At 71.4% G+C, this 24,106-nt stretch carries 18 protein-coding genes; 16 read left to right on the top strand and 2 right to left on the bottom strand.

All coding sequences use genetic code 11. From position 1 onward, the window contains the following. Position 1 precedes the first annotated feature (1 nt). Together AB0E24_RS37120 and dmpG are read left to right on the top strand one after the other, a co-directional pair. Entirely contained in the window at positions 2 to 955 is a 954-nt protein-coding gene (locus tag AB0E24_RS37120; RefSeq protein ID WP_100809111.1) for an acetaldehyde dehydrogenase (acetylating), read from the top strand. Beyond that, a complete protein-coding gene (dmpG, locus tag AB0E24_RS37115) occupies positions 952 to 2,007 on the top strand; it encodes a 4-hydroxy-2-oxovalerate aldolase (protein WP_347210974.1) in 1,056 nt (351 codons plus the stop codon). The genes AB0E24_RS37120 and dmpG overlap by 4 nt, the downstream gene beginning before the upstream one ends. A gap of 195 nt (positions 2,008 to 2,202) precedes the next feature. Here the strand turns inward: dmpG and AB0E24_RS37110 are convergent, their stop codons facing one another. Together AB0E24_RS37110 and AB0E24_RS37105 are read right to left on the bottom strand one after the other, a co-directional pair. Then, complete coding sequence (locus AB0E24_RS37110; RefSeq protein WP_069867462.1) at positions 2,203 to 2,937, bottom strand: polysaccharide deacetylase family protein; 735 nt, start codon at positions 2,935 to 2,937, stop codon at positions 2,203 to 2,205. A gap of 40 nt (positions 2,938 to 2,977) precedes the next feature. Beyond that, entirely contained in the window at positions 2,978 to 4,363 is a 1,386-nt protein-coding gene (locus tag AB0E24_RS37105; protein ID WP_167505003.1) for a glycoside hydrolase family 10 protein, read from the bottom strand. Between the two features lie 473 nt (positions 4,364 to 4,836). On the opposite strand from AB0E24_RS37105, the gene AB0E24_RS37100 reads away from it, so the two are divergent. The 14 genes from AB0E24_RS37100 to AB0E24_RS37035 all read left to right on the top strand — a co-directional run bounded on the left by AB0E24_RS37100 (position 4,837) and on the right by AB0E24_RS37035 (position 24,074). Further along, positions 4,837 to 5,739 carry an MBL fold metallo-hydrolase gene (locus AB0E24_RS37100; protein WP_359383887.1) on the top strand — a complete coding sequence of 301 codons (903 nt, stop codon included), beginning with the start codon at positions 4,837 to 4,839 and terminating at the stop codon, positions 5,737 to 5,739. A gap of 41 nt (positions 5,740 to 5,780) precedes the next feature. Beyond that, positions 5,781 to 7,274 carry a carboxylesterase/lipase family protein gene (locus AB0E24_RS37095; protein WP_359383884.1) on the top strand — a complete coding sequence of 498 codons (1,494 nt, stop codon included), beginning with the start codon at positions 5,781 to 5,783 and terminating at the stop codon, positions 7,272 to 7,274. A 219-nt stretch (positions 7,275 to 7,493) separates the two neighbouring features. Further along, entirely contained in the window at positions 7,494 to 8,783 is a 1,290-nt protein-coding gene (locus tag AB0E24_RS37090) for an ABC transporter substrate-binding protein (RefSeq protein ID WP_347234389.1), read from the top strand. Positions 8,784 to 8,835: 52 nt separating this feature from the next. Continuing rightward, a complete protein-coding gene (locus AB0E24_RS37085; RefSeq protein WP_079259729.1) occupies positions 8,836 to 9,774 on the top strand; it encodes a carbohydrate ABC transporter permease in 939 nt (312 codons plus the stop codon). 16 nt (positions 9,775 to 9,790) lie between these two features. Beyond that, positions 9,791 to 10,618 (top strand): carbohydrate ABC transporter permease, encoded by an 828-nt coding sequence (locus AB0E24_RS37080; RefSeq protein WP_069867456.1) that lies wholly within the window; start codon positions 9,791 to 9,793, stop codon positions 10,616 to 10,618. After that, the gene (locus tag AB0E24_RS37075) at positions 10,615 to 11,658 is read left to right on the top strand and encodes a LacI family DNA-binding transcriptional regulator (RefSeq protein ID WP_079259731.1); all 1,044 of its coding nucleotides are present in this window, start codon (positions 10,615 to 10,617) and stop codon (positions 11,656 to 11,658) included. Before AB0E24_RS37080 ends, AB0E24_RS37075 begins: the two co-directional genes overlap by 4 nt. A gap of 72 nt (positions 11,659 to 11,730) precedes the next feature. Then, positions 11,731 to 13,665 (top strand): cellulase family glycosylhydrolase, encoded by a 1,935-nt coding sequence (locus AB0E24_RS37070; protein WP_359383879.1) that lies wholly within the window; start codon positions 11,731 to 11,733, stop codon positions 13,663 to 13,665. Beyond that, complete coding sequence (locus AB0E24_RS37065; RefSeq protein ID WP_359383877.1) at positions 13,662 to 15,932, top strand: glycoside hydrolase family 3 N-terminal domain-containing protein; 2,271 nt, start codon at positions 13,662 to 13,664, stop codon at positions 15,930 to 15,932. The genes AB0E24_RS37070 and AB0E24_RS37065 overlap by 4 nt, the downstream gene beginning before the upstream one ends. Before the next feature lie 109 nt (positions 15,933 to 16,041). Continuing rightward, positions 16,042 to 17,982 carry a glycoside hydrolase family 5 protein gene (locus AB0E24_RS37060; protein WP_359383874.1) on the top strand — a complete coding sequence of 647 codons (1,941 nt, stop codon included), beginning with the start codon at positions 16,042 to 16,044 and terminating at the stop codon, positions 17,980 to 17,982. Between the two features lie 145 nt (positions 17,983 to 18,127). Further along, on the top strand, positions 18,128 to 18,955 hold the full coding sequence (locus tag AB0E24_RS37055; RefSeq protein ID WP_102937848.1) for an ABC transporter ATP-binding protein: 828 nt from the start codon (positions 18,128 to 18,130) through the stop codon (positions 18,953 to 18,955). Continuing rightward, complete coding sequence (locus AB0E24_RS37050) at positions 18,952 to 19,857, top strand: ABC transporter permease (protein WP_254645733.1); 906 nt, start codon at positions 18,952 to 18,954, stop codon at positions 19,855 to 19,857. Before AB0E24_RS37055 ends, AB0E24_RS37050 begins: the two co-directional genes overlap by 4 nt. Before the next feature lie 44 nt (positions 19,858 to 19,901). Continuing rightward, positions 19,902 to 21,056, top strand: coding sequence for an ABC transporter substrate-binding protein (locus AB0E24_RS37045; RefSeq protein WP_251770386.1), 1,155 nt, complete (start codon positions 19,902 to 19,904; stop codon positions 21,054 to 21,056). A gap of 376 nt (positions 21,057 to 21,432) precedes the next feature. Next, entirely contained in the window at positions 21,433 to 22,818 is a 1,386-nt protein-coding gene (locus tag AB0E24_RS37040) for a cytochrome P450 (protein WP_359383868.1), read from the top strand. A 176-nt stretch (positions 22,819 to 22,994) separates the two neighbouring features. Further along, entirely contained in the window at positions 22,995 to 24,074 is a 1,080-nt protein-coding gene (locus tag AB0E24_RS37035) for a fatty acid desaturase family protein (RefSeq protein ID WP_359383865.1), read from the top strand. The last annotated feature ends 32 nt before the right edge of the window (positions 24,075 to 24,106 follow it).

Genomic DNA, 24,106 nt, shown 5'->3' with positions numbered 1-24,106 from the left:
GATGAACACCCGCACCAAGGTGGCGGTCATCGGGTCCGGCAACATCGGCACCGATCTCATGATCAAGGTGCTGCGGCTCTCCGACACCCTGGAGATCACCGCGCTGGCCGGGATCGACCCCGACTCCGACGGTCTGGCCCGCGCCCGCCGCCTGAAGGTGGCCACCACCCATGAGGGCGTGGACGGGCTGGTGGCGATGGACGAGTTCGCGGATGTGGAGATCGTCTTCGACGCGACCTCCGCCGGTGCCCACCAGCGCCACGACGAGGTGCTGCGCCCCCTCGGCCGTACCCTGGTCGACCTCACCCCGGCGGCCATCGGCCCCTATGTGGTGCCCCCGGTCAACGGCGACGCCCACCTCGGCGCGCCCAATGTCAACATGGTCACCTGCGGCGGCCAGGCCACCATCCCGATCGTCGCCGCGGTGGGCGCGGTCGCCCCCCTCCACTACGGGGAGATCGTCGCCTCCATCTCCTCCCGCTCCGCGGGCCCCGGCACCCGGGCGAACATCGACGAGTTCACCGAGACCACCGCCTCCGCCATCGAGCGCGTCGGCGGCGCCGCCCGCGGCAAGGCCATCATCGTCCTCAACCCGGCCGAACCACCGCTGATCATGCGCGACACCGTGCACTGCCTGGTCTCGGGCTGCGCCACCGAGGAGGTCACCGCCGCCGTCGAGGACATGGTCGGCCGGGTCCAGGCATACGTACCCGGCTACCGCCTCAAGCAGAAGGTGCAGTTCGACCAGGTGAGGTCCGACGACCCGCTGCGCTCCCTGCTGCCGGCCGACGCCACGCACACCGACGCGGTGAAGGTATCGGTCTTCCTCGAGGTCGAGGGCGCCGCCCACTACCTCCCGGCCTACGCCGGAAACCTCGACATCATGACCTCGGCCGCGCTGCGCACCGCGGAGCGCATGGCCGCCCACCGCACCGGCGAGGAGGCCGCACGATGACCACGCCCGACGCCGGCGCCACCGCCGCCGCTCCGCCCGCCCTGTACATCCAGGACGTGACCCTGCGGGACGGCATGCACGCCGTCCGCCACCGCTACACCGTCGAGCAGGCCCGCACCATCGCCGCCGCCCTGGACGCCGCCGGGGTGGCCGCGATCGAGATCGCCCACGGCGACGGCCTGTCCGGCTCCAGCATCACCTACGGAATCGGCGCCCACACCGACTGGGACTGGATCGAGGCCGTCGTCGAAGCCACCGGCAAGGCGACCCCCACCACGCTGCTGCTGCCGGGCATCGGCACCCTGCACGACCTGAAGCGGGCCCATGCCCTCGGCATCGGCTCCGTGCGCATCGCCACCCACTGCACCGAGGCCGACATCTCCGCCCAGCACATCTCCGCCGCCCGCGAGATGGGCATGGACGTGGCCGGGTTCCTGATGATGTCCCATATGGCCGAACCGGCCGAACTCGCCCGCCAGGCCAAGCTGATGGAGTCCTACGGCGCCCACTGCGTGTACGTCACCGACTCCGGCGGCCGGCTGACCATGGACGGTGTCCGGGACCGCTTCCGCGCCTACCGCGATGTGCTCGACCCGAACACCGAACTCGGCATCCACGCCCACCACAACCTCGCCCTCGGCGTGGCCAACACCGTGGTCGCCGTCGAGAACGGCGTCACCCGCGTCGACGCCTCCCTCGCGGGCCAGGGCGCCGGGGCGGGCAACTGCCCGCTGGAGGCGTTCATCGCGGTGGCCGACCTGATGGGCTGGAAACACGGCTGCGATCTGTTCCCCCTGATGGACGCCGCCGACGACCTCGTCCGGCCGCTCCAGGACCGCGAGGTCCGTGTCGACCGCGAGACCCTCACCCTCGGCTACGCGGGCGTGTACTCCAGCTTCCTGCGCCACGCCGAGACCGCCGCGGCCCGCCACGGGCTGGACACCCGCGCGATCCTGGTCGAGGTCGGCCGCCGCAAGATGGTCGGCGGCCAGGAAGACATGATCACGGACATCGCACTCGACCTGACCGCCCGCCCGAACACCGCCTCCTGACCGCCCTGTCGGCCCCGGCCAGGTCCTTTGTGCCGGCTCCGCGGTGCTGCCCGCCCCGCGGCCGGACGGCGGCCGGTGACAGCGCCAGTCGCCGGCGCCCCGGCCGCGCACCGCCTGTCGCGGTGGCGAACACATGGGCGCCGGCGATGCGTGAGCATGGGAGCGCACTCGGACGCGGTGCTCAGGGCGCGGTGCTCAGGGCGCCGTGACGACCGCCCCGCCGCCCGCTCCGGCCGTGATCCTGCCGGGGCACAGCCCCCGTGCCGCGAGCCCGCTGAGGATCTGCGGCACGGCGGCGACGGTGGTCTGGTAACCGCCGTCGTGCATGAGGATGATGCTGCCCGCCCGCATGGTGGCGGCGGCCTGGACGATCTGCTGGGTGCCGGCCCCGTTCCAGTCCTGGGAGTCCACGTTCCACAGCACCTCGGTCAGCCCGAGACGGGCCTCATCGGCCTTGACCTGGGCGTTGGTCTCCCCGTACGGCGGCCGGAACAGCGTGGGCGTCTGTCCGGTGATGCGCCGGATGGTGTTCTGGGTGCCCGCGATCTCGTTGTACGCCGCCGGTTCGCCGATCTGGGTGAGATGGGGATGCGTGGTGGTGTGATTGGCGATCCACATGCCCGCCGACTGCTCGGCCCTGAGCAGATCCGGGTACTGCTCGGCGTGCTGCCCCCAGATGAAGAATGTGGCCTTCGCGCCGCCCGCCCGCAGGGCGTTGAGCAGGGCCTGTGTCGACGACGGATTCGGCCCGTCGTCGTACGTCAGACCCACGTATCCGTTCGGGCAGTCGGCCCAGGCGGTGTCGGTGCCCGCCGCGCCGGGCGTGGCCGCCGGGGACGGTGCGGCGGAGAAGGCCGCCAGGGCGGCCGTGGCCGCGGCCACGAGCGCGATCCGCAGGCGGTTTCCGCCGGCCTTTCTTCGTCCGGTCATATTCCCTCCTGAAGTGCGGGTGTCGTCGCCTGCCGGTCGGTTAGGAGGCGGTGCACGAGCCGACGGCGGGGGCCGACCAGTCCCCGTTCGCCATCACCGTGAAGCCGAAGCTGGTGGTCGCTCCGGCGCCTAGGTTGCCGTTGCCGTTGGGCCGCATCGTCATGACCTTGCCGCTGCCGTCCCAACTAGGGCTGCCGTTCCAGGTCGTGGAGACGCTCTGGGCGGAACGCACGGTCACCGTCACCGTCCAGCCGCTGATGGCGGAGGATCCGGCCCGCACCGTCACCTGGCCGTTGAAGCGGTCGCCCCACCGCTGTGTCTCGGAGTACGTCGCGGTGCACGTCCTGCCACCGCCACCGCCACCGTCGTCGCCACCGCCGGTGCCGCCCAGCGCGGTGAGCACCGCCTGGTAGGCGGGCTTCTTGCCGTAGTTGTCGTCGAACAGCAGCGGGGTGCCGCTGGCACGCCATGAGTACTTGTCGGGGATGCCCCATACGGTCATGCCGGTGCAGCGGGACACCGCCAGGCACGCCTGTGTGACACGGCGGTAGTTGTCGGCCTGGGCCGAACCGGAGCCCTCGATGTCCAGCTCGGTGATCTGCACATCCACGCCGAGGTCGGCGAAGCGCTGGAGGTTCTGCTGGTAGTCGCTCGGGACCGGGGACTGGCTGTTGAAGTGCGACTGGAAGCCCACGCAGTCGATCGGCACCCCGCGGGCCTTGAAGTCCTTGACCAGGTTGTAGACCGCGTTGCTCTTCGCGTTCTGACCGTCGGTGTTGTAGTCGTTGTAGCAGAGTTTGGCGTTGGGGTCGGCCGCACGCGCGGTGCGGAACGCCTCCTCGATGAAGCCGTTGCCCAGCTTGTCCTGGAACGGCGAGCTGCGCCGGGCGCCACTGTTGCCGTCCTGGAACGCCTCGTTGACCACGTCCCAGGCGTAGATCTTGCCCTGGTAGTGCTGCATCACCTTGGTGATGTGGTTGTTCATCGCCGAGCGCAGGTCGGTGGCGTTCAAACCGCCTACCCAGCCGGGCAGTTGGGAGTGCCAGACCAGGGTGTGGCCGCGGATCTTCATGCCCTTGCCCTGGGCGTGGCCGACGATCTGGTCGGCGCTGGAGAAGTTGAACGAGTTGCGGGAGCTCTCGACGGCGTCCCACTTCATCTCGTTCTCGGGTGTGACGGCGTTGAACTCGGTGTCCAGCGTGGCGGCGTACTGGGACTCGCCCAGGTGGTTGGCGGCCACGGCGGCACCGAAGTACCGGCCCTTGGCCGCCGCCGCGCCACCGAGGGTGCTCGCGGCGTTGGCGGGACCGGACAGGGTCAGAACACCGGCGGCGGTGAGCAAGCCGACGACACCGAGGCTGAGCGCCCTCCGGACGGGTAAGCGGAAACGCCTTTCCGCGCGTTCCTGACAGGAGTCGATGACCATTGCTGTCCCTTCTTCGGGGGCCGAACGCTGTCGAGCGGATCGTCCGGCCGTGCTGGGGGTGCACTTTTTCGCGGGCCTGCCGACCCGCCCGGGGGCCGGTGGGCGGGTGGTGGCAGTGGTGTGCCGATGGGCAGCGATCGATGCGGAGTATGCTGCGCGGCTGACGTAACGTCAACGCTTCTTTCCGGAATGATTCCGGTAGAAGTCTTCATCGGCGCTTCCGTCGATTCGCCTCTGAGCTGCGGATCTATGGCGTGTGCGCATGTCCTGTGGCTGTAAAGAGGATCTCTTCGTACTGGGCTCCGAAAAGTTTTCGGAGCGGTGGTGATGTGTTATCGGCCGTGGCGAGCATCCTGGAGGCACCGGCCCGACGCCCCGTACGGCAGGTGCAGTCAGATGACGGATACCGTCCATGGGTCATTCCGATGAGGATTCTGCCGCAATCGGTTTTTCGATGGACAAGGCGAAATTTCATGCGGCAGATAACGCTGGGCGATGTCACCATCACACGCGTCGAGGAATTCTACGGAGCTGTCGACCTGACGTCCCGGACCTTCTTCCCGGACAGCGCGGCGGAGGTCTGGGAGGACAACGCGTCCTGGCTGGCCCCGGACTTCTACGACGCGGGCACCGATATCGTGCGGTCCGCGATTCAGACCTGGGTCCTGCGCAGCGAGGGCAGGACCATCCTCGTCGACACCGGTGTGGGCAACCACAAGCACCGGCCCTACTCACCGGTGTGGAGCTATCTGAACACCGACTTCCTGGGGAATCTCGCCAGGGCGGGGGTGCGGCCCGAGGACGTCGACATCGTGATCAACACACATCTGCACGTCGACCACGTGGGCTGGAACACCCGCCTCGACGGTCGGCAGTGGGTTCCGACATTCCCGAACGCCACCTATCTCATCCCCGAGCGCGACTTCGAGTTCTGGAATCCGGAGAATGGCCACAAGCCATTGCTCGGCAGGGGCAACCAGAACGTCTTCGAGGATTCCGTCGCGCCCATCCAGGAAGCGGGCCGGGCGCGAATGTGGGACGGCAGTTTCGACATCGACGCCAATCTGCGTCTGGAACTCGCCCCCGGACACACCCCGGGATCCTCGGTGCTCGCCCTCGAATCCCGGGGCGATCGCGCGCTCTTCGTGGGGGACCTGCTGCACAGCCCGGTGCAGATCCCGCATCCCGACACCAACAGCTGCTTCTGCGAGGACCCGGCCGAATCCCGCGCCACCCGCCGCCGGGTCCTCGGCCGGGCGGCCGACGAGAACGCCCTGGTCTTCCCGGCCCATCTGGGCGGCCATGGCGCCGCGGAGGTGCGGCGCGACGGCGGCACCTTCGCCATCAAGGAATGGGCGGCCTTCGCCCGTCTGTGACGGGCGGACCGCGGCGATACCGAGGAAGAGGCACCCCACGCATGACGAACACCATCGCCCCCGAAGTGATGACCACCCATGGCGCGGTCCGCGGCCGCCGGGAGGAGCACGCCACCGTCTTCCGCCATGTCCCCTACGCCGCCCCGCCACGGGGCGCCGCCCGATTCGCCCCGCCGGAGCCGCATCCGCCATGGGATGGTGTCCGGGATGCCACGGTCGCGGGCCCCACGGCACCGCAGCCGAGGCGCGACGCGTTCGGCCACCTCGACATGTCCCCGTACTTCGGGCAGGGCTGGGTCCGGGGCGAGGACTACCTCGCGGTGAACGTCTGGACACCCGACACCACACGCGACGACCTGCCCGTGATGGTGTTCGTGCACGGCGGCGGCTTCGTGGCGGGGTCCACCCGGTCGGAGCTCTACGACGGCACCGCCTTCGCCCGAGACGGCGTCGTCCTGGTCACCCTCAACTACCGGCTGGGGGTGCCCGGTTTCCTGCATCTGCCCGACGCGCCCGACAACCGGGGCCTGCTGGATGTGATCGCGGCTCTGCGCTGGGTCGGGGAGAACATCGCGGCGTTCGGCGGCGACCGGTCCCGGGTGACGCTCTTCGGCCAGTCGGCGGGTGCCACGATCGTGGGCGCGGTGGTGGCCGACCCACGGGCCGAGGGTCTCCTCCAGCGGGCGATCATCCAGAGCGGCAGCGGCCTGGGGGCGTTCACCCCCGCCCAGGCCGGCCGGGTCACGCGGGCACTCGCCCAGGTTCTGGGGACCGCCCCGACCGCCGAGGCGCTGGCGCGGGTCCCCGACGAGCGCTTCGTCGAGGCCATGCCCCGACTCGCCGGCATCGATCTCACGGCGGACGGACACGTCGATCCGCTGATCGGTCTGAGCGCGTTCAGCCTCGTCCTGGACCAGCAGCCGGCCGAGGCCGTGGCCACCGGCCGTGGCGCGGGCGTCGATCTGCTGCTCGGCACGACCGCCGAGGAGGGCAATCTCTATCTGGCCCCGGTGGGCCATCTGACGTCCTCGACCGAGGAGGACGTCCTCGCCGCGGCGGCGCGCTCCCACCCCGCCCCGGAGCAGCTGGTGGAGGTCTACCGCCAGAGGTGGCCCGGGGCGTCCGCGGGCCGGCTGCGGTCCGCCATCATGACGGACGCCCTGTTCGGCGCGGGCACGCGGCGGCTCGCGGCCGCCCACGCCCGGCACCCCTCGTCGGGTACGCACGTCTACGAGTTCGCCTGGCGGTCGGAGGCCCTGGACGGCCGGCTCGGCGCCGCGCACGTCGTGGAGCTGCCGTTCGTGTTCGACCGCACCGGGCTGCCGGGGCTGCGCGGCCCCCAGGCGATCCTCGGCCCGGCCGAGCCGCCCGCCGACCTCGCCTCCCGCGTCCACGCCACCTGGATCCGGTTCGCGAGGACGGGCGACCCCGGCTGGCCGCGGTACGACAGCGCGCACCGGACGACCATGCGCATCGCCCGGACCTGGACGCGGGTGGCGGACCCCGCCCCCCGGATACGGCTGGCCTGGGAGTAAGCGCTCCGCCGGAAGTGCCCTGACCCGCCGTCGACCGTCCGCGGTGCCGTCGTGGGCAGTTCGCACCCCATCCGTTCTCCGGAACGGGTGGGGTTGCGCGCGTGCGGTGTTTTTCGCTCCGGCGAGGGCTTGACCGGAGGCGAAGTGGCTCCTACATTCCTCACACCCTCGAGGTAGATCGATTAACCACTCGTTAACCGCCTGGTTGGAGACCCCGCAGTGCACTCACCGCTGACTCGGCGCGGCTTCCTCGCCGCCGGTTCCGGCCTCGCCGCCGCGACCGTCCTGCCCGGCCTGTCCGGCTGCTCCGCCCTGACCGGAGCGGACTCCGATCCCGATACGCTCGTGGTCCACAGCCAGCTGGGCACCACCGCCCCGGGATCGCCCACCTACCTCGCGGCCCTCGACCGGTTCCGCAAGGAGAATCCGGGACTCAAGGTCAAGAACCTCATCAACGGCGACGACCTCGCGCAGGTCTACGAGACCTCGCGGCTGGCCCGCAAGGAGCCGGACGTCGTCATGGTCAACCTCTACGACAAGACGCTGGCGTGGACGGACGTCGGCGCCACGGTCGACGTCAAGGGCTATCTGGACGACTGGGGGCTGCGGACACGTGTGCTCCCGCAGGCGCTGGCCGAGTGGACCGACGACAAGGGCCGGGTGCGGGCCTTCCCCTACTTCGCCACCAACTGGCCGATCGCCTTCAACCGGGCCCTGCTGGACCGGGCGGGCGTCGACGCGATACCCGCCACGGGCGATGAGCTGATCGCCGCGGCCCGTAAGCTGCGCGCCAAGGGGATCGCGCCCGTGACCGTCGGTGGCAACGACTGGACCGGGCAGAAGCTGCTCGCCCAGATCATCCAGACGTTTCTCACCGAGGACGAGGCCAAACACGCCTACACCACGGGGGACTTCGGCAGCAGGGGCGCCCGGGAGGGCATCGAGTACTTCGTGACGCTGCGCGACGCGGGCGTCTTCGCCGACAAGGCGCAGGGCCTCATCGCGGACACGATGTTCACGCAGTTCAACACGGGGGCGGCGGCGATCGAGTCGGCCATGTCGTCGGCGCTCGCCAAGGTGCCGCCCACAGTGGCCCGGCACACCGAGGTGGGCGGCTGGCCGCTGGCCGAAGGCGCCGTGCACGACAAGCCCACCATCCTGCGCACCTACACCCTGATCGGGTTCTGGATCAGCCCCAACGGCACCAAGAAGATCGAGGCCGTCGAGAAGTTCCTGCGCTTCATGTACCGGCCCGACACCGTCGCCCGGTTCATCAAGGAGAGCGGCCGCGACATGGCGCTGCGCTCCGACGTCGTCAGCACGGATTTCCCGCTCGTGGCCGCCGCGCAGCAACTGGGCTCGAAGGTCGGCCAGGCGCTGCTGCCCGATGTGTACGTCCCGCCCGCCGCGGCCCAGCCGCTGATCACCGCGACCAGCACCTCCTTCACCCGCGGCACCGGCGCCGCGAAGGTCCGCGCCGTGCTCGAAGCCGCGTACCGCTCCGCGTGAACCGCCCGCCCGTTCGCTCATTTCCCGAGCCCGACTCCACGGGAGCCACCTCATGACGACGTTGACGTCGACCCCGGGCGGGGCCGCGATCCGCCAGCCCGCTCCGCCCTCCGCCACAGGCCGTTCCCGGATACCCCGGCAGGGCGGCACGATCCTCGCCGTCCCGGCGCTGGTCTGGTACGCGATCTTCATGATCGGCCCGGTGATCGCCATCTTCGTGATCGCCGCCCTGCACTGGCCCGGCATGCTCCAGCCGGTGTCCTTCGCCGGTCTGGGCAACCTCCGCACGGTCCTGGACGACCCCATCTTCTGGGACGCGGTGCGCAACACCGCCGTCCAGCTGGCGGTGGCGCTGCCGATCATGATCGTATGCGCCTACATGCTGGGCTACTACGTGGCGCAGAAGCCGCCGGGACACCGGATCATCCGCTATCTGCTGTTCATCCCCGGCCTGATCTCCACCCCCGCCAAGGCGATGGTGTTCTACGCGGCGCTGTCGCCGGACGGACTGGCCAACGGCGCGCTCCAGTCGGTGGGGCTCGGCTCGCTCACCGACGCCTGGCTCGCCTCGCCGTCGACCGCTCTGGCCTGCCTCATCGCCCTGGACGTATGGAGCGGCATCGGCTTCACCGCCGTCCTGTTCGCCGCCCGCCTCGACAGCGTGCCCGACGACCTCGGCGAGGCGGCGCAGCTGGACGGGGCCGGGCACTGGCGGACCATGTGGCGCATCCACTTCCCCGTGATCCGCGACTACGTCGGCGTCGTCACCATGCTCCAATTCCTGTGGACGCTCTTCGGCTCGGCGCAGCATGTGCTGCTGCTCACCCAGGGCGGTCCCGGCAGCTCCTCGACGACGCTGTCCTTCCTCGTCTACCAGAAGGCGTTCATCGCGGCCGACCTGGGCTACAGCCAGACCGTCGGCGTCATCCTCTTCCTGGCCGGGCTCGTCGGGCTGCTCACCATCCGCCGCGCGTTCCGCCAGAACTACTGATCGAAGGCGGCTCACCATGAAACTCGGCAAACGCTGGCTGCCCGCACACCTGCTGGTGTGGACCTACGCGGTGCTGCTGATCGTGCCGCTCTACTACTTCCTCGCCTCCGCGTTCAAGAGCAACGAGGAGATCTTCGCCCACCCCTTCGCGCTGCCGTCGTCGTTCGGCTTCGGCAACTTCCGCACCGCCTACGACAGCGCCGACCTGGGGACGGCCGTCGCCAACTCGGCGCTGGTGACGGTCCTCGCCCTGGTGCTGACCCTGCTGCTGGCGCTGCCCGCGGCGTTCGCGCTCGCCCGCTCGACGGGACGGCTCGCCTCGGCGATGGAGAAGATCTTCTCGCTCGGCTTCCTGATCCCGACGTTCGCGGCGCTCTTCCCCACGTTTCTGCTCGCCGCCGCCACCGGGCTGTTCCACACCCGGCTGTTCATGGTCTTCCTCCTGCCCGCCACCGCGATGCCGCTGTCGGTGGTGATCCTGGTGCAGTTCATGCGGACCATCCCCAGGGAGATGGAGGAGGCCGCCCGGATGGACGGGGCGTCCACCTACGCGGTGCTGCGGCACATCTACATACCGATGTGCCTGCCCGGTATCGCGACCGTGCTCCTCCTGAACTTCCTCACCTTCTGGAACGAGTACCTCTACTCGCTGGTCATCATCGGCCCCGACCCCGAACAGCGCACCGTACAGGTGGCCCTGCCCACCCTGAAGGCGATCACCGGCACCGACTACGGTGTCCTGACCGCCGGCACCGTACTGACCCTCATCCCGGTGTGGATCGTCTACACGGTGCTCCAGAAGCGCATGCAGGAGGCACTCGTCAACGGAGCGGTGAAGGCGTGAGCGTGCCCACGGCGAAGCCGGGCCGGCGGCCCACCATCAAGCAGGTGGCGGCCGCCGCCGGAGTGTCGACCGCGGCCGTGTCCCAGGCGTTCAACGACAAGGGCCGGCTGTCGGAGCGGACCAGACGGCGCATCCTGGACACCGCGACGGACCTGGGCTGGTCGCCGAGCGCGTCCGCCGCCGCCCTGCGCTCCGCCCGTACCCGCACCCTCGCCCTCGTCGTCAGGCGCCCCACCGATGTACTCGGCGCGGACCCGCACTTCAGCGAGCTGATCACCGGTATCGAGGGCGAACTGGCGCCCCGTGGCTACGGTCTGCTGCTGCACCTGGTCGCCGGCGCACACGAGGAGAACGCCCTCTACAAGCGGCTCGCGGCCGAAGGCCGGGTCGACGGAGCCGTGCTGACCGACGCCCGCGCCGACGATCCGCGCCCCGCCCTGCTGGCCCGCCTCGGACTGCCCGCGGTGCTGCTCGGTCCCCCCGACCGCGCCGCCTCCGTGCCGCGCATCGGCCTCCGCCACCAGGGCGCCGCCGTCGAGGAGGTCGTGCACCATCTGATCGGGCTCGGACACCGGCGCATCGCCTATGTGGCGGGCCCCGCCGACCTCCAGCACACCCGGCTGCGCGGCGGTGTCTTCGAGACGGCCCTCCGGCAGGCGGGCCTGCGACCCTACGCGGTGCTGCACACCGACTTCACCGAAGTGTCCGCCGTCGCCGCCACCGAGGCCCTGCTGGACGCCGACGACCGCGCCACGGCCATCGTCTACGCCAACGACTCCATGGCCATGTGCGGCATCGGCGCCGCCCGGCGCGGTGGGCTGCGCGTCCCCGAGGACCTGTCCGTCGTCGGCTACGACAACCTGCCGCTCGGCCGCTGGCTGTACCCCCGGCTGACCACCGTCGACCAGCAGGTGCAGCGGGTCGGCGCGGCCGCCGCCCGGCTGCTCCTCGCACGCTGCGGCGAGGACGTCGAGGAGACGGTGCTCGACGACCGGCCGCGGCTGGTCGTCCGCGAGTCCACCGGACCCGCCCCCGGCTGACCCCCGACCGCATGAACCCCGGACCCGTTCCGGGCACCCCCCACCCCGTACCACCGACATCCGAGAAGGACCATGCGACGCCACAGCGCCCAGCTCACCCACCACCCCGCCGTCCTGCCCTGGCTCGGCGCCAACTTCTGGTCCCGCACCGGCGGGCCCCTGATGTGGCGCGACTACGACCCGACGACGGTCCGCGCGGAACTGCGGGTGCTGCGCGAGCACGGCCTCACGATGACCCGGTCGTTCTTCTACTGGCCCGACTTCCACCCGCAGCCCCACACCATCGACGAGACGCTGTGCGAACACTTCCGCGACTTCCTCGACGCCCACCGCGAGACGGGCATGGGGACCGTGCCCACCTTCATCGTCGGACATATGTCGGGGGAGAACTGGGACCCCGTCTGGCGCGGCGGCCGCGACCTCTACGAGGACGTGTGGATGGTCGGCCGCCAGGCGTGGTTCGTGTCCCAGATGACCCGCCGCTTCAAGGACCACCCGGCGGTCACGGGCTGGCTCATCACCAATGAGATGCCCGGCTACGGCCGGATCTACCAGGTGGATCCGCCCAGCTCCGATGTGGTGACGGCCTGGGCGCAGGCCATGTGCAACGCGGTACGGGCGGCCGGCGGCACCCAGCCCGTCTCCCTCGGCGACGGCGCGTGGGGCATCGAGGTCACCGGCCGCGACAACGGTTTCTCGCTGCGCGAGACCGCCGAGTACGTGGACTTCGTGGGCCCGCATGTGTACCGCTCGGACACCGACCGGCCCCGTCAGCATCTGCGCGCCGCCTTCGAGTGCGAACTGGCGTCGGTCACCGAACAGCCCGTCGTCCTGGAGGAGTTCGGCCTCTCCACGGACACCGTGTCCGACCGCAACGCGGCGGTCCACTACCGGCAGACCCTGCACAACTCCCTGCTCGGCGGGGCCACCGGCTGGATCGCCTGGAACAACACCGACTACGACGATCTGTGGGACCGCCCGCCGTACGACCACCACCCCTTCGAGATGCACTTCGGCATCACCGACAGCACCGGCGCCCCCAAGGCCCCGCTGCTCGAACTCGCCGCGTTCGCCGAGGTGTTGAAGGCCGTGGACTTCGCACACTGCCGACGCGCTGACGCGGACGCGGCCCTGGTGGTGCCCGCCTTCCTGGAGCGCGGCTACCCCTACAGCAGGCCCGCCGACCGGCCGCTGATCTTCACCTCGCTGCACCAGAGCTATGTCGCCACCCGCGCCGCCGACCTGCCGGTGGGCTTCACCCGGGAGGCCGACGGACTGCCCGGCGAGGCGGCCCTCTATCTGCTCCCGGCCACCCGCCAGCTCACCACGCGCACCCGGCGTGAGCTGCAACGCCGCGCACACGAGGGCGCCACCGTCTACCTCTCGTTCTGCTCCGGTGAGCACCCCGCGACCCGCGGCCCGTGGTTCGACGACCTGGACGGGCTGTTCGGCGTCGAACTCCAGCTCTCCTACGGTGTCGCCGAGCCCATCGAGGACGACGTCCTGGAGATGACGTTCACCGAGGACTTCGGCGGGCTGACGGCCGGGACCTCGCTGCGCTTCCCCGTCGCGGGCAACGAGGACAGCCGGGCCTATCTGCCGGTCGTGCCGCGTGACGCCCGGGTGGTGGCCGTCGACGCCCACGGGCGGCCCGCCCTGCTGGTGCGCGACACCGGGCAGGGCCGCACCGTCCTGGCCACCTACCCCCTGGAGCACATGGCCGCCCGCACCGCGCGCGCCAACCCCGAGGAGACCCACCGGCTGTACGCGGCGCTCGCCGACGTGGCCGGGGTCCACCGTCCGGTGACGGTCGACAGCCCGCACATCGGCGCGGACCTCCTCGTCCACCAGGACGGGCGGCGCTTCGTATGGCTGGTCAGCCAGAGCCCCGACGAACTCCGTGTCCGCCCGGCCGCCGACGGCACCCTGCACGACCTCGCCACCGGCAAACCGGTCACCGATGTGTCGCTCGACCCGTACGGCGTGTGTGTCCTGGAGCTGAGGTGACCGGCCCCCGTTACCGCGACCCCACCGCGCCGGTGGCGGAGCGGGTCCGCGATCTGCTGGGGCGCATGACGCTCACCGAGAAGGTCGGCCAGGTCAACCAGCGCATGTACGGCTGGCACGCCTATGAGCGCGACGGCGGCGGCCACCGGCTCACCGACGCCTTCCGCTCCGAGGTCGCCGCGTACGGCGGGATGGGGGCCCTGTACGGGCTCCAGCGGGCCGACCCGTGGTCCGGTGTCGGCTTCGCCGACGGCATCACGGCGGCGGACGGTGCGCGGGTCGCCGACGCGGTGCAGCGGCATGTCATCGAGAACTCCCGGCTGGGCATCCCGGTGCTGCTCGTGGAGGAGGTTCCACACGGCCACCAGGCCCTGGACGGAACCGTGTTGCCGGTCAACCTCGCCGTCGGCGCCACCTGGGACCCGGAGCTCTACGAGGCCGCGGCGGCCGCGGTCGGCGCGGAGGTACGGGCGCGGGGCGGCCATGTGGCGCTCGTCTCCGCGCTCGACCTGGTGCGCGATCCGCGCTGGGGCCGCGCCGAGGAGTGCTTCGGCGAGGACCCGTACCTGGCGGCCCGGCTCACCGAGGCGCTGGTGCGGGGCGCGCGCACGGCCGATGTGGCCGTCGTGCTCAAGCACTTCGCCGGACAGGGGGCCACCGTCGGCGGGCGCAACAGCGCGGCCACCGAACTGGGCGCCCGCGAACTGCACGAGATCCATCTGGCCGCGGCACGGGCCGGGGTGCGGGCCGGTGCCGCAGGAGTGATGGCGGCGTACAACGAATTCGACGGTCTGCCGTGTGTGGCCAGCGAGCCGCTGCTGACCGAACTCCTCAGGGGGCGGCTGGAGTTCGACGGCATCGTGATGGCGGACGGCGGCGCCGTCGACCGGCTGGTCCGGCTCACCGGCGACCCGGTGGCCGCGGGCGCCCTGGCCCTGAACGCCGGATGCGACCTCGGCCTCTGGGACGACTGCTTTCCCCGGCTGGGCGAGGCGGTGGAGCGGGGGCTGGTCGCGGAGCGGACCCTGGACACCGCCGTGGCCAGGGTGCTGGCGCTGAAGTTCCGCCTGGGGCTCTTCGAACGGCCCTACGCGCCTGCCGTGGACCGGCCCTCCGACCCGCGCGAGCTGAGCGAACGCATCGCCCGCGCGTCCATCACACTGCTCGCCCACGACGGGGATGTCCTCCCGCTGCCACCGTCGATCCGCCGGATCGCCGTACTCGGCCCGAACGCCGACTCCATCGCCCAGCAGATCGGCGACTACACCGCTCCGCAGCGCCCCGGCTCCCACCACACCACGGTCCTGGACGGCATCCGCTCGGCCGCCCCGCCGGGCACCGAGGTCACCCACGCGCCGGGGTGCGATCTGGTCGGCGGCGACCTCTCCGGTGTCCCCGGGGCCGTCGAGCTGGCGGCAGCGGCGGACATCGCGGTACTCGTCCTGGGCGGGTCCAGCGCACGGTCGGGCGACACCACCTTCGACACCAATGGCGCGGCCATCGTGACGTCGGCCGAACCCACCGGTATGACCTGTGGCGAGGGTGTCGACCTGGCCGATCCACGCCTGCCCGATGGGCAGTTGGCGCTTCTGGACGCGGTGGCGGCCACCGGTGTGCCGGTCGTCGTGGTCCTGGTCCAGGGCCGGCCGCACGCCCTGCCCGACCTCTCCGGCACGGCCGCGGCGGTACTGAGCGCGTGGTACCCGGGGCCGTGGGGCGGACGGGCCGTCGCCGATGTGCTGTTCGGCGCGGCCGGGCCAGAGGGGCGGCTGCCGGTGTCGATCCCCCGGTCGGCCGCCCAGCTTCCGGTGTTCTACAACGCCAAGGACCACGGCTACCGGGGCTATGTGGACCAGCCCGCCACCGCCCGGTACCCCTTCGGCCACGGGCTGTCGTACACCACGGTCGGCTACGCGCCACCACGGCTCTCCCGCACCCGGGTGACCCCGGACGACCCCGCCCTGACCTGCCGGGTCACCGTGCGCAACACCGGGGAGCGGCCGGTGCGCGAGACGGTCCAGCTCTACGTACGGCGGCTCTCGGGCGGCTCCTCGTGGCCCCGTGTCCGCGAGCTCCGCGGCTTTGTCCGCCTCGCCCTGCGACCGGGGGAGGAGGCCGACGCCGTGTTCGAGATCGACGCCGAAACCCTCGCCTCGGTCACCCGTGACCTCGGCCTCGCCGTCGAACCCGGGGAGCTCCTGCTGGAGACCGGACCCTCGTCCGCCGAAACGCGGGGTGCGCGGCTGGTGGTCGAGCGGCCCGGCTGACCGTCCGCCGTCTGGACGGTGATGTGAGCGGCGGTCACTATGGTGCCCGGGCGCGCCGGGTCCGGCGGAGCCGCGTTCGGGCACCATCGCTCACCCAGGGGAAGGCCGCATGCCGACCAGGAGATCACTCAGGTATCTGACCGGACTCGTGTCGGTCCTCGCGCTGCTGGCCGCGGCGCCGGGGCCGGTCGCCACCGCCTCGCAACAGCCCTCCGCGCGGACGGCCTCCGCCACGTCCCCGGCCGCCTCCGCCACCACCCCGGCGGCCGATACGTGGCAGCCGCCGCTGTCGACCCGTGGCCGGTACATCGTCGACGCCAAGGGCGACCGCTTCCGGCTGAAGTCGGCCAACTGGGATGGTGCACAGGGGTCGTGGACCGGAAGCGGCAGCGTGGACGATCCCGCCAACCACCACGGCGGGCAGAACTCCTTCGGCATACCCCTCGGGCTGGACCGAGTCCCGCTGCCGACGCTGCTCGCCGACTTCCACCGGCTCGGCGTCAACAGCATCCGGCTGCCGTTCTCCAACGAGATGATCCACGCCACGGCGCCCGTCCCGGACGGCGCCGTGGCCGCCAACGCCCAACTGCGCGGAAAGACACCGCTGGAGATCTTCGACGCGGTGGTGTCCGCGCTCGGCCGGGACGGCTTCGCCGTCATCCTGAACAACCACACCAACACCACCCGGTGGTGCTGTGGCATCGACGGCAACGAGCGGTGGAACAGCGGCCAGTCCACGCAAGCGTGGATCGACGACTGGGTCTTCATGGCCCGCCGCTACGCCGACGATCCAGGTGTGGTGGGCGCCGACCTCTACAACGAGGTGCGCCGCGACATCCTGGACGATCCCAACTGGGGTCTCGGCGATCAGCACGACTGGTACGCCGCCGCGCAGAGCGCCGCCGACCGTATCCTCACCGAGGGCGACCCCGACCTCCTCATCGTCATCGAGGGCATCAACTGGACCGGGCTGCCGGTCGACGGACTGCCCCATGAGCGCCCCACCCTGGCGCCCGCGCGCACCCTCTCGCACACGCTGGTGAACTCCCACAAGCTGGTCTACTCCGCCCACTTCTACGGATACACCGGACCGCGCCACAGCGGCGCCACCGGCGTGGGCGAAACACACGACCCCCGGTACCAGGATTTCAGCCGCGAGGAGCTCCACCGGGTCCTCACCGAGCAGGCGTTCTTCGTCGCCGAGGACAGCGGGCGGCACTACACCGCACCCGTGTGGATCAGCGAGTTCGGCATCGGATCGGGTGAGACGGGCACCACCCCGCGCGCCTGGTTCACCAATATCACCGACTACTTCGCCGACCACGACGCCGACTTCGCCTACTGGCCACTCGTGGGCTGGGAAGGCCACGACGGCTGGTCGCTGCTGCGCTACGACTCCGCGGGCCGCCGCTCCGGAATCCTGGACCAGGCCGACTGGCGCGGCACCGCCTGGAACCGGCTGATGACCGGGCCCGAGCGCACCGGGCCCGTCGACCCCGTACCCGTCTGGCGCATGCTCGTCACCGACCACGGCGACCATGTGCAATCGCTGATCGAGCGGGGCCGGGGCGACTGGGATCCGGGCGCCTACAAGGCCGTGTGCCCCGACGGGCTGCGGCTGATCGGCCTCAGCCACACCGCGGGGCGCGGACTGTGCACCGACGTCGGCGCCGACGATCCACGCGCCCCCGGCACCGCCCATACGGTCGTCACGGACGAACGGTATGTGCCCGCCGGTGGCGACTGGGCCTCCGGGTACACCAAGTTCCAGTGCCCCTCGGACCAGTTCCTCATCGGCTACAGCCGCCGCGGCGACCGGGTGTCCGCCGCGCTGTGCGCCCCGGCCCGCACCCCGCTGGGCACCACGGGACGCACCGTGTGGTTCGACCGGTCCGACAACCGGCCCGCCGACGCGGCCGGTGGCGACTTCGCCAACGGCGCCTACAAGGGCCAGTGCGCGGACGGTGAGTACGCCGCCGGTATCGCCTTCACCACACGGGTGGGCAGCTCCGGGAGGCCGGACGCGCTGCTGTGCCGCGGCCTGACCTGAGCCCCACGCTGTCGCTGACCTCAGCCCGCGCGGTCGCGCCGCGACCCTTGCCTGAATCTGACGGGCCGTCATATCTTGAGACGGTGCGCGCAGCCGTTGTCGCACGACATCCGCCGAACCGATCAGAAGTCACGGGGTGGAGCCGGTGGAGCCGCACACCACACCCGGGGCCGCGCCGAAAGTCCGTGCCCGCGCGGTGACCCGCACCTTCGGGCACGGAACCCGGCAGGTGCACGCCCTCGGACCACTCGACCTGGACATCCGGCACGGGGAGTTCTGCTGCATCGTCGGCCCGTCCGGATGCGGCAAGTCCACGTTCCTGCGCATCGTCGCCGGACTCGTCCGCCCCAGCGGCGGTGAGGTCGAGATTCGCGCGGGGCGCCGGCATCCGGCCGCGATGATCCCGCAGGACTACGGCATCTACGACTGGAAGACCGTACTGGCCAACGTCCGCTTCGGACTCGATGTGCAGCGCGTGCCGCGCAAGGCCGCCGACGCGCGGGCCGGGGACTGGCTGGAGCGGCTCGGTCTCGCCGACTTCGCCCACGCCTACCCGGCCACCTTGTCGGGCGGAATGCGCCAGCGGGTGGCGATCGCCCGCGCGCTCGCGGTGGAGCCCGAGGTGCTGCTCCTGGACGAACCGTTCGCCGCGCTCGACGCCCAGCTGCGCACCATCCTCCAGGACGAGCTGCTCGCGGTGTGCCAGGCGACCCGTACCACCGCGCTGTTCGTCACCCACAGCCTGGAGGAGGCGATCGTGCTCGGGGACCGGGTGGTGGTGATGTCGGCCAGGCCCGGCAGGGTGATCGCCGAACGGCGCCCGCCGTTCGAGCGCCCGCGCACCGGGGCGATGCGCCGCGCCCCGCGGTTCGCCGCGCTGCACGCCGAGCTGTGGGAGCTGTTGCGCGACGAGGTCCAGCGGGCCGGGGCCGGTGCCGCCACCCCGGCGCACACGGTGGGGAAGCCCTCATGAGGAGCGAGAGCACGGCCGCCTCGGCCCGTACCGCACGGCCCGGTGGAGCAGCCGCGGGCCCCGCCGAGACCGTGCTGGTGCGGCGCCCGGGACCGGGGGAGCGCGACCCCGTCCGCGCCCACCGGCGCCGCCGCGGCGTCGAGCTCTCCCTCGCCCTCGCCGTACCCGCCGCGCTGATCCTGCTGTGGCAACTCGCCGCGCATCGGCACTGGATCGACCCGCGCATCTACCCCGCGCCGTCCACGATCGCGGCGGACGGCTGGCAGCGCGCCGCCGACGGCAAGCTGTGGCCGGACGTCTGGGCCACCCTCAAGCGGGTGCTCGCCGGATACGCGCTCGGCACGGCCGCGGGCTATCTCTTCGGGCTGCTGATGGGCGCGCTGCGGATGGTCCGCGCGGCCCTGGAACCGCTGCTCGACGCCCTGTACGTCGTGCCCAAGCTGGCGCTGCTCCCCGTCTTCCTCAATATGTTCGGCCTCGGCGAGGGCCCCCAGATCGCGCTCGTGGCGACCACCGTCTTCTTCTTCGTATGGATCTCCACGATGGCCGCGGTGATGGGCGTCGCCGAGGGCTACCGGGAGGCCGGACGGGTCTTCGGCGCCGGTCCCTGGCAGATGTTCCGCCATGTCCTGCTGCCCGCCTCGCTGCCCCAGGTCCTGGTCGGCATGCGGGTCGCGGCCGGAGTGGCGGTACTGGTCATCGTCGCCTCCGAGCAGATCGCCGCGAACGACGGCCTCGGCCACCTGATCTTCGACTCGCGGGCGCTGTTCCAGAACGACGTGATGTTCGTCGGCATCGTCTGCGTGGCCGTGCTCGGCGTGGTCCTCTCCGAACTCGTACGGCTCATCGGCCGCAGGCTCACCCCCTGGGCGCCACGCGACCGCGGCCGTCCCCGGTCCTGACCCCAGCCCGGCTCCGAATCCCCAGCCCCCGGAAGGCGGCACCCATGGCCCGGACACCCTCCCTCGCCCGCGCCCTGATCACGGGCGTGACCCTGCTGGGCGTCCTCGGCTCCCTCGCCGCCTGCGACGCGCAGACCTCGGACTCGGCGCGCTCCGGCACACCCGGCAAGCCCCGCCCGATCACCCCCGTCGCGGGCTGCGCCAAGGGCTGGACCGACCCCTCCGACACCTCCGCCACCCGCAAGCCGGCCCGCTGCGCGCCCGGTGCGCCCGCGCCGAAGCCGCTGAAGAAGAAGACGAAGATCGTCGTTTCGGCCAGCACGCTCACCGCCGAATATCTGGCGCCGCTGCGGATCGGCATGGCCAAGGGCGAGTTCAGCAAGGAGAAGCTCGATGTCGAGGTGAAGCTGCTGCCCACCCCGGACGCGCTTCCGCTGCTGGCCAAGGGCGATATCGACGTCCAGTACGCGGCGCCGGAGGCCGCCGTGCTCAACGGTGTCCGGCAGGGGTTCGACATTCGCTGGGTGGCCGGCAACTTCACCCCCGCGCCCGGTTCCAAGAGCGGATTCTGGGCCAGGCTGCGGCCGGGGGAGACGGCGGACGAGGTCAGCCTCAAGGACCGCTCCGTCGGCACGCTCATCGGCAAGGGCTCGGTGATCATGTACCCGATGGAGAAGGTGCTCTCCGCACACCGGGCCGACGTGGACAGCGTCCGCTTCCAGCAGCTCGGCCCGGCCGAGGTCCTCACCTCGCTGAAGAACGGCGGAGTGGACGCGGCATGGCTGCTCGACCCGGTGTGGCGCCAGGTGGACGGCGACGCGGGCTACGCCTTCCTCGGCGGTCAGCCGCGCGGCGAACCGCTCGGCGGGCTGCTGTTCGGACCCGATCTGCTGACCGGGGACCCGGACGCGGGAGTGGCGTTCCTGCGCGCCTATATCCGCACCGTCAACACCTACTTCGCCGGGGACTACAAGAAGGACAAGGCGTTCCTACGCGAGCTCGGCGAAGCGCTCAAGACCGAGCCGGACACGCTGGCCGCCGTGCCGTCGCTGCGTATGGACTGGGAGATCCGCGCGGGCACGGTGGACCGCCTGGGGAAGGCGTACGAAGCCGCCGGGGTGATCGAGGGCGACCCACCGGCCGAGAACCAGGTCGTGGACCGCTCCTTCTACACGGAGGCGGTCGGCCACCAGCCTTAGCCGCGCTACGCGGCTCGGCCGCGTGGCGGGGAGGGGAAAGAACCGATACGCGCTCCGCAGGACACCCCCTAAGCGGCCTCGATGAAGTCCGGTGCGGTTCGGGTGCGCCCCGAAGGGGCGCGGGGAACTGCGCGACCAGCCACGACACAGCCGCGGATGAACGACCGCACCGCGCGGCACTTCCCGCGGAGCGCTTAGCGCGCCACATGTCCTGGATCACGGCGCTGTTCAGCCCGCCGAACGGCCGCTAGTCTGGCCTGCGCCGTAGCGGGCCGCTTCTCCCCTCCGTGCCGCGCGTCCGTTTCCGTGTGGCTTCCCCACACGGACCTCATGGCCCGGCCGGAACGGCCCAGCTGTCGACTTGAGGACATCGAACATGCAATTCCCTCCATCCGAGCCGTCCGAATTGGCGTCCCTGGCCGTCGAGCCGCTGGTGACACGGGACTTCGAGACCCGGCCCGCCACGGTCTACGCACGGCTGCGGGCCCGGTACGGACCGGTGGCGCCGGTCGATCTGCACGGGGTCCCGGTCTGGCTGGTGCTCGGCTTCGGCGAGGTGCGGGAGGTGCTGCGCGACGAGAGCGTATGGAAGAAGGACGTCCAGCACTGGCGGTGGCTGCGCGAGGGCCGGGTGCCCGCCGACTGGCCGCATCTGCCCGGCTATCAGGTCAGCCATCTGCTGCTCCAGGACGACCAGCGGCACAAGGCGACCCGCGACGCCGTCGAGGAGGCGCTCGCCCCCTTCCAGGACGCCGACGCGCCCCAGTCCTGGGAGCTGGCGAACGCCGTCTCCCGCCACGCCGACGAACTGATCGCCTTCTTCGCGGACGGCGGCGACAGCGGATGGGCGGATCTGGGCGCGCAGTTCGCGCGGGCGCTGCCGCTGATGGCCGTCAACCGGCTGTTCGGCTTCCCGGTCGAGCAGGGCGACGACGTCTTCATGGACTCCTGGCGGATGGTGGACGGCGGCCCCGATGCCGCCGCGGCCGTGGGCCGGCTGGTGGCCGCGACGACCGAACTGGCCGCGTACAAGCGGCAGAACCCCGGCGACGACCTGACCACCCGGCTGCTCGCGGTCGAGCCCCCGCTGACGGTGGAGCAGATCGGCCTGGAGCTGTACGCGATCATCGTCATCATGTCGGAGCTGGTCAGCCACGCCATCACCAACAGCGTGCTGGAGGTGCTGGCCGGGGAGGCCGGGACGCGGGACGGTCTGATGGCGGGGCCCGTCGAGGAGCTGGTCAACCGCGTGCACATCGCCTCGCCACCATGGGTCAACCTCACCTTCCGCTTCCCCGCCGCCGACTCCGACCTGGGGGACTTCCGGCTGGCCGCGGGCGATGCGGTCGTGCCCTCGATCGCCGCCGCGCACGGCGACCCGATGTTCGCGACCCCCGGCAGCCAGGAGGCGTCGGTGAGTTCGCGCGCCCATCTGGCCTGGGGCGCGGGGCCGCATCAGTGCCCGGGCCGGGGGCTCGCCGACATGATCGTCACCACCGCGGTGGGCAGGCTGTTCGAACGGTGCGACCTCGAACTCGGCCTGCCCGTGGACCAGTTGCCCTGGCGCTCGTCCACACATGTACGCGGCCTGAAGTCCTTCCCGGTCCGGTACCGCATGCGGACGCGCCAGGTCCCGGTGGCGGCTCCGGCCGAGGCGGCGGCGCCCGGCCCGGCGCCCGAGCCCGTGGCACCCGCCCCCGCCGAACCGGTACGGCTCCGCTCCGCGCTCTGGCGCTTCCTGGCGAGCCTGCGCCGGAGCTGAGCCGGCCACCGGCCACGGTCGGGCCACCCGGGCGGGGGTGTTGCTAACCCCCCTCCGGGTTCCGGGGGCTGTCCCCCGTACCCTCAGGGTGCTGACGCCATGGTGCCGCATGGTCTTCGGTCCGTACGTTTAAGCAGCTCAGAGTGTTACTGACCAATCCAGGACCGGAGTCCTCCATGCCTCAGGCCATCGCGCCGTCCGTCGCCGCCGCGCCGTCCGTGTCCACCGCTCCCGGTGGCGGCCGCGCGGCACCGGGGAGCGAGTTCGCCCCCCTGCTGCGGAAGGTCAAGGAACGGGGGCTGCTGGAGCGCCGCAAGGGCTGGTACACGCGGATGATCGCCGGGAACCTCCTCGCCCTGGCCTTGGTGGTGACCGGACTCGTCCTCGCCGGGGACACCTGGTGGACGCTGCCGCTCGCCCTGCCGCTCGCGATCCTGTCCGCCCGCACCGCCTACATCGGCCACGACGCCGGACACGCCCAGATCGCCGTCGGCCGCCGGGCGAACCGCACCATCGGACTCCTCCATGGCAATCTGCTGCTGGGCATGAGCTACGCGTGGTGGAACGACAAGCACAACCGGCACCACGCCAACCCCAACCACATCGAGAAGGACCCGGACGTCGGCGTCGGCGCACTCGTGTGGACCGCCGAACAGGCCGCGGTGCGCCAGGGGTTCGCCCGCTGGGTCACCCGCCACCAGGCCCTGCTGTTCTTCCCGATGCTGCTGCTCGAAGGCATCGCCCTGAAGGTGAACAGCGTCCGGGACCTGTGGCGGCAGTCGCCGCGCGAGCGGGCCGTCGAAGGCGTGCTGCTGGCGGTGCACATCGCCGGATACGCGACCCTGCTGCTCACCTGTCTTCCGGTGGGCAAGGCCATCGCGTTCGCCCTGCTCCACCAGGCGCTCTTCGGACTCCACCTGGGCATGGCCTTCGCGCCCAACCACAAGGGCATGGAGATGCCCGACCCGGCCGGTGAGCGCTGGGGCCATCTGCGCCGACAGGTCCTGACCTCGCGGAACGTCCGCGGCGGGCCGGTCACGGACTGGCTGCTCGGCGGGCTGAACTACCAGATCGAGCACCACCTCTTCCCCAACCTGCCCCGGCCCCACCTCAGGCTGGTCCAGCCGCTGGTCCGGGAGCACTGCCGCGGCCTCGGGATCCCGTACGCCGAGACCGGACTGCTCGACTCCTACCGGCAGGGGCTGGGCCATATGCACACGGTCGGTGCCGCGGCCCGTCCCGACGCCACCCGGTGAGCGGCGGGCAAGGGTGAACGTCCCATCGGAAA

Origin of the sequence: Streptomyces malaysiensis subsp. malaysiensis (assembly GCF_040653035.1) — a bacterium.
GTDB classification, from domain to species: Bacteria; Actinomycetota; Actinomycetes; order Streptomycetales; family Streptomycetaceae; genus Streptomyces; species Streptomyces malaysiensis.
The sequence above is the reverse complement of the archived record's forward strand: the minus strand, read 5'-3'. Positions and strand labels throughout refer to the sequence as shown.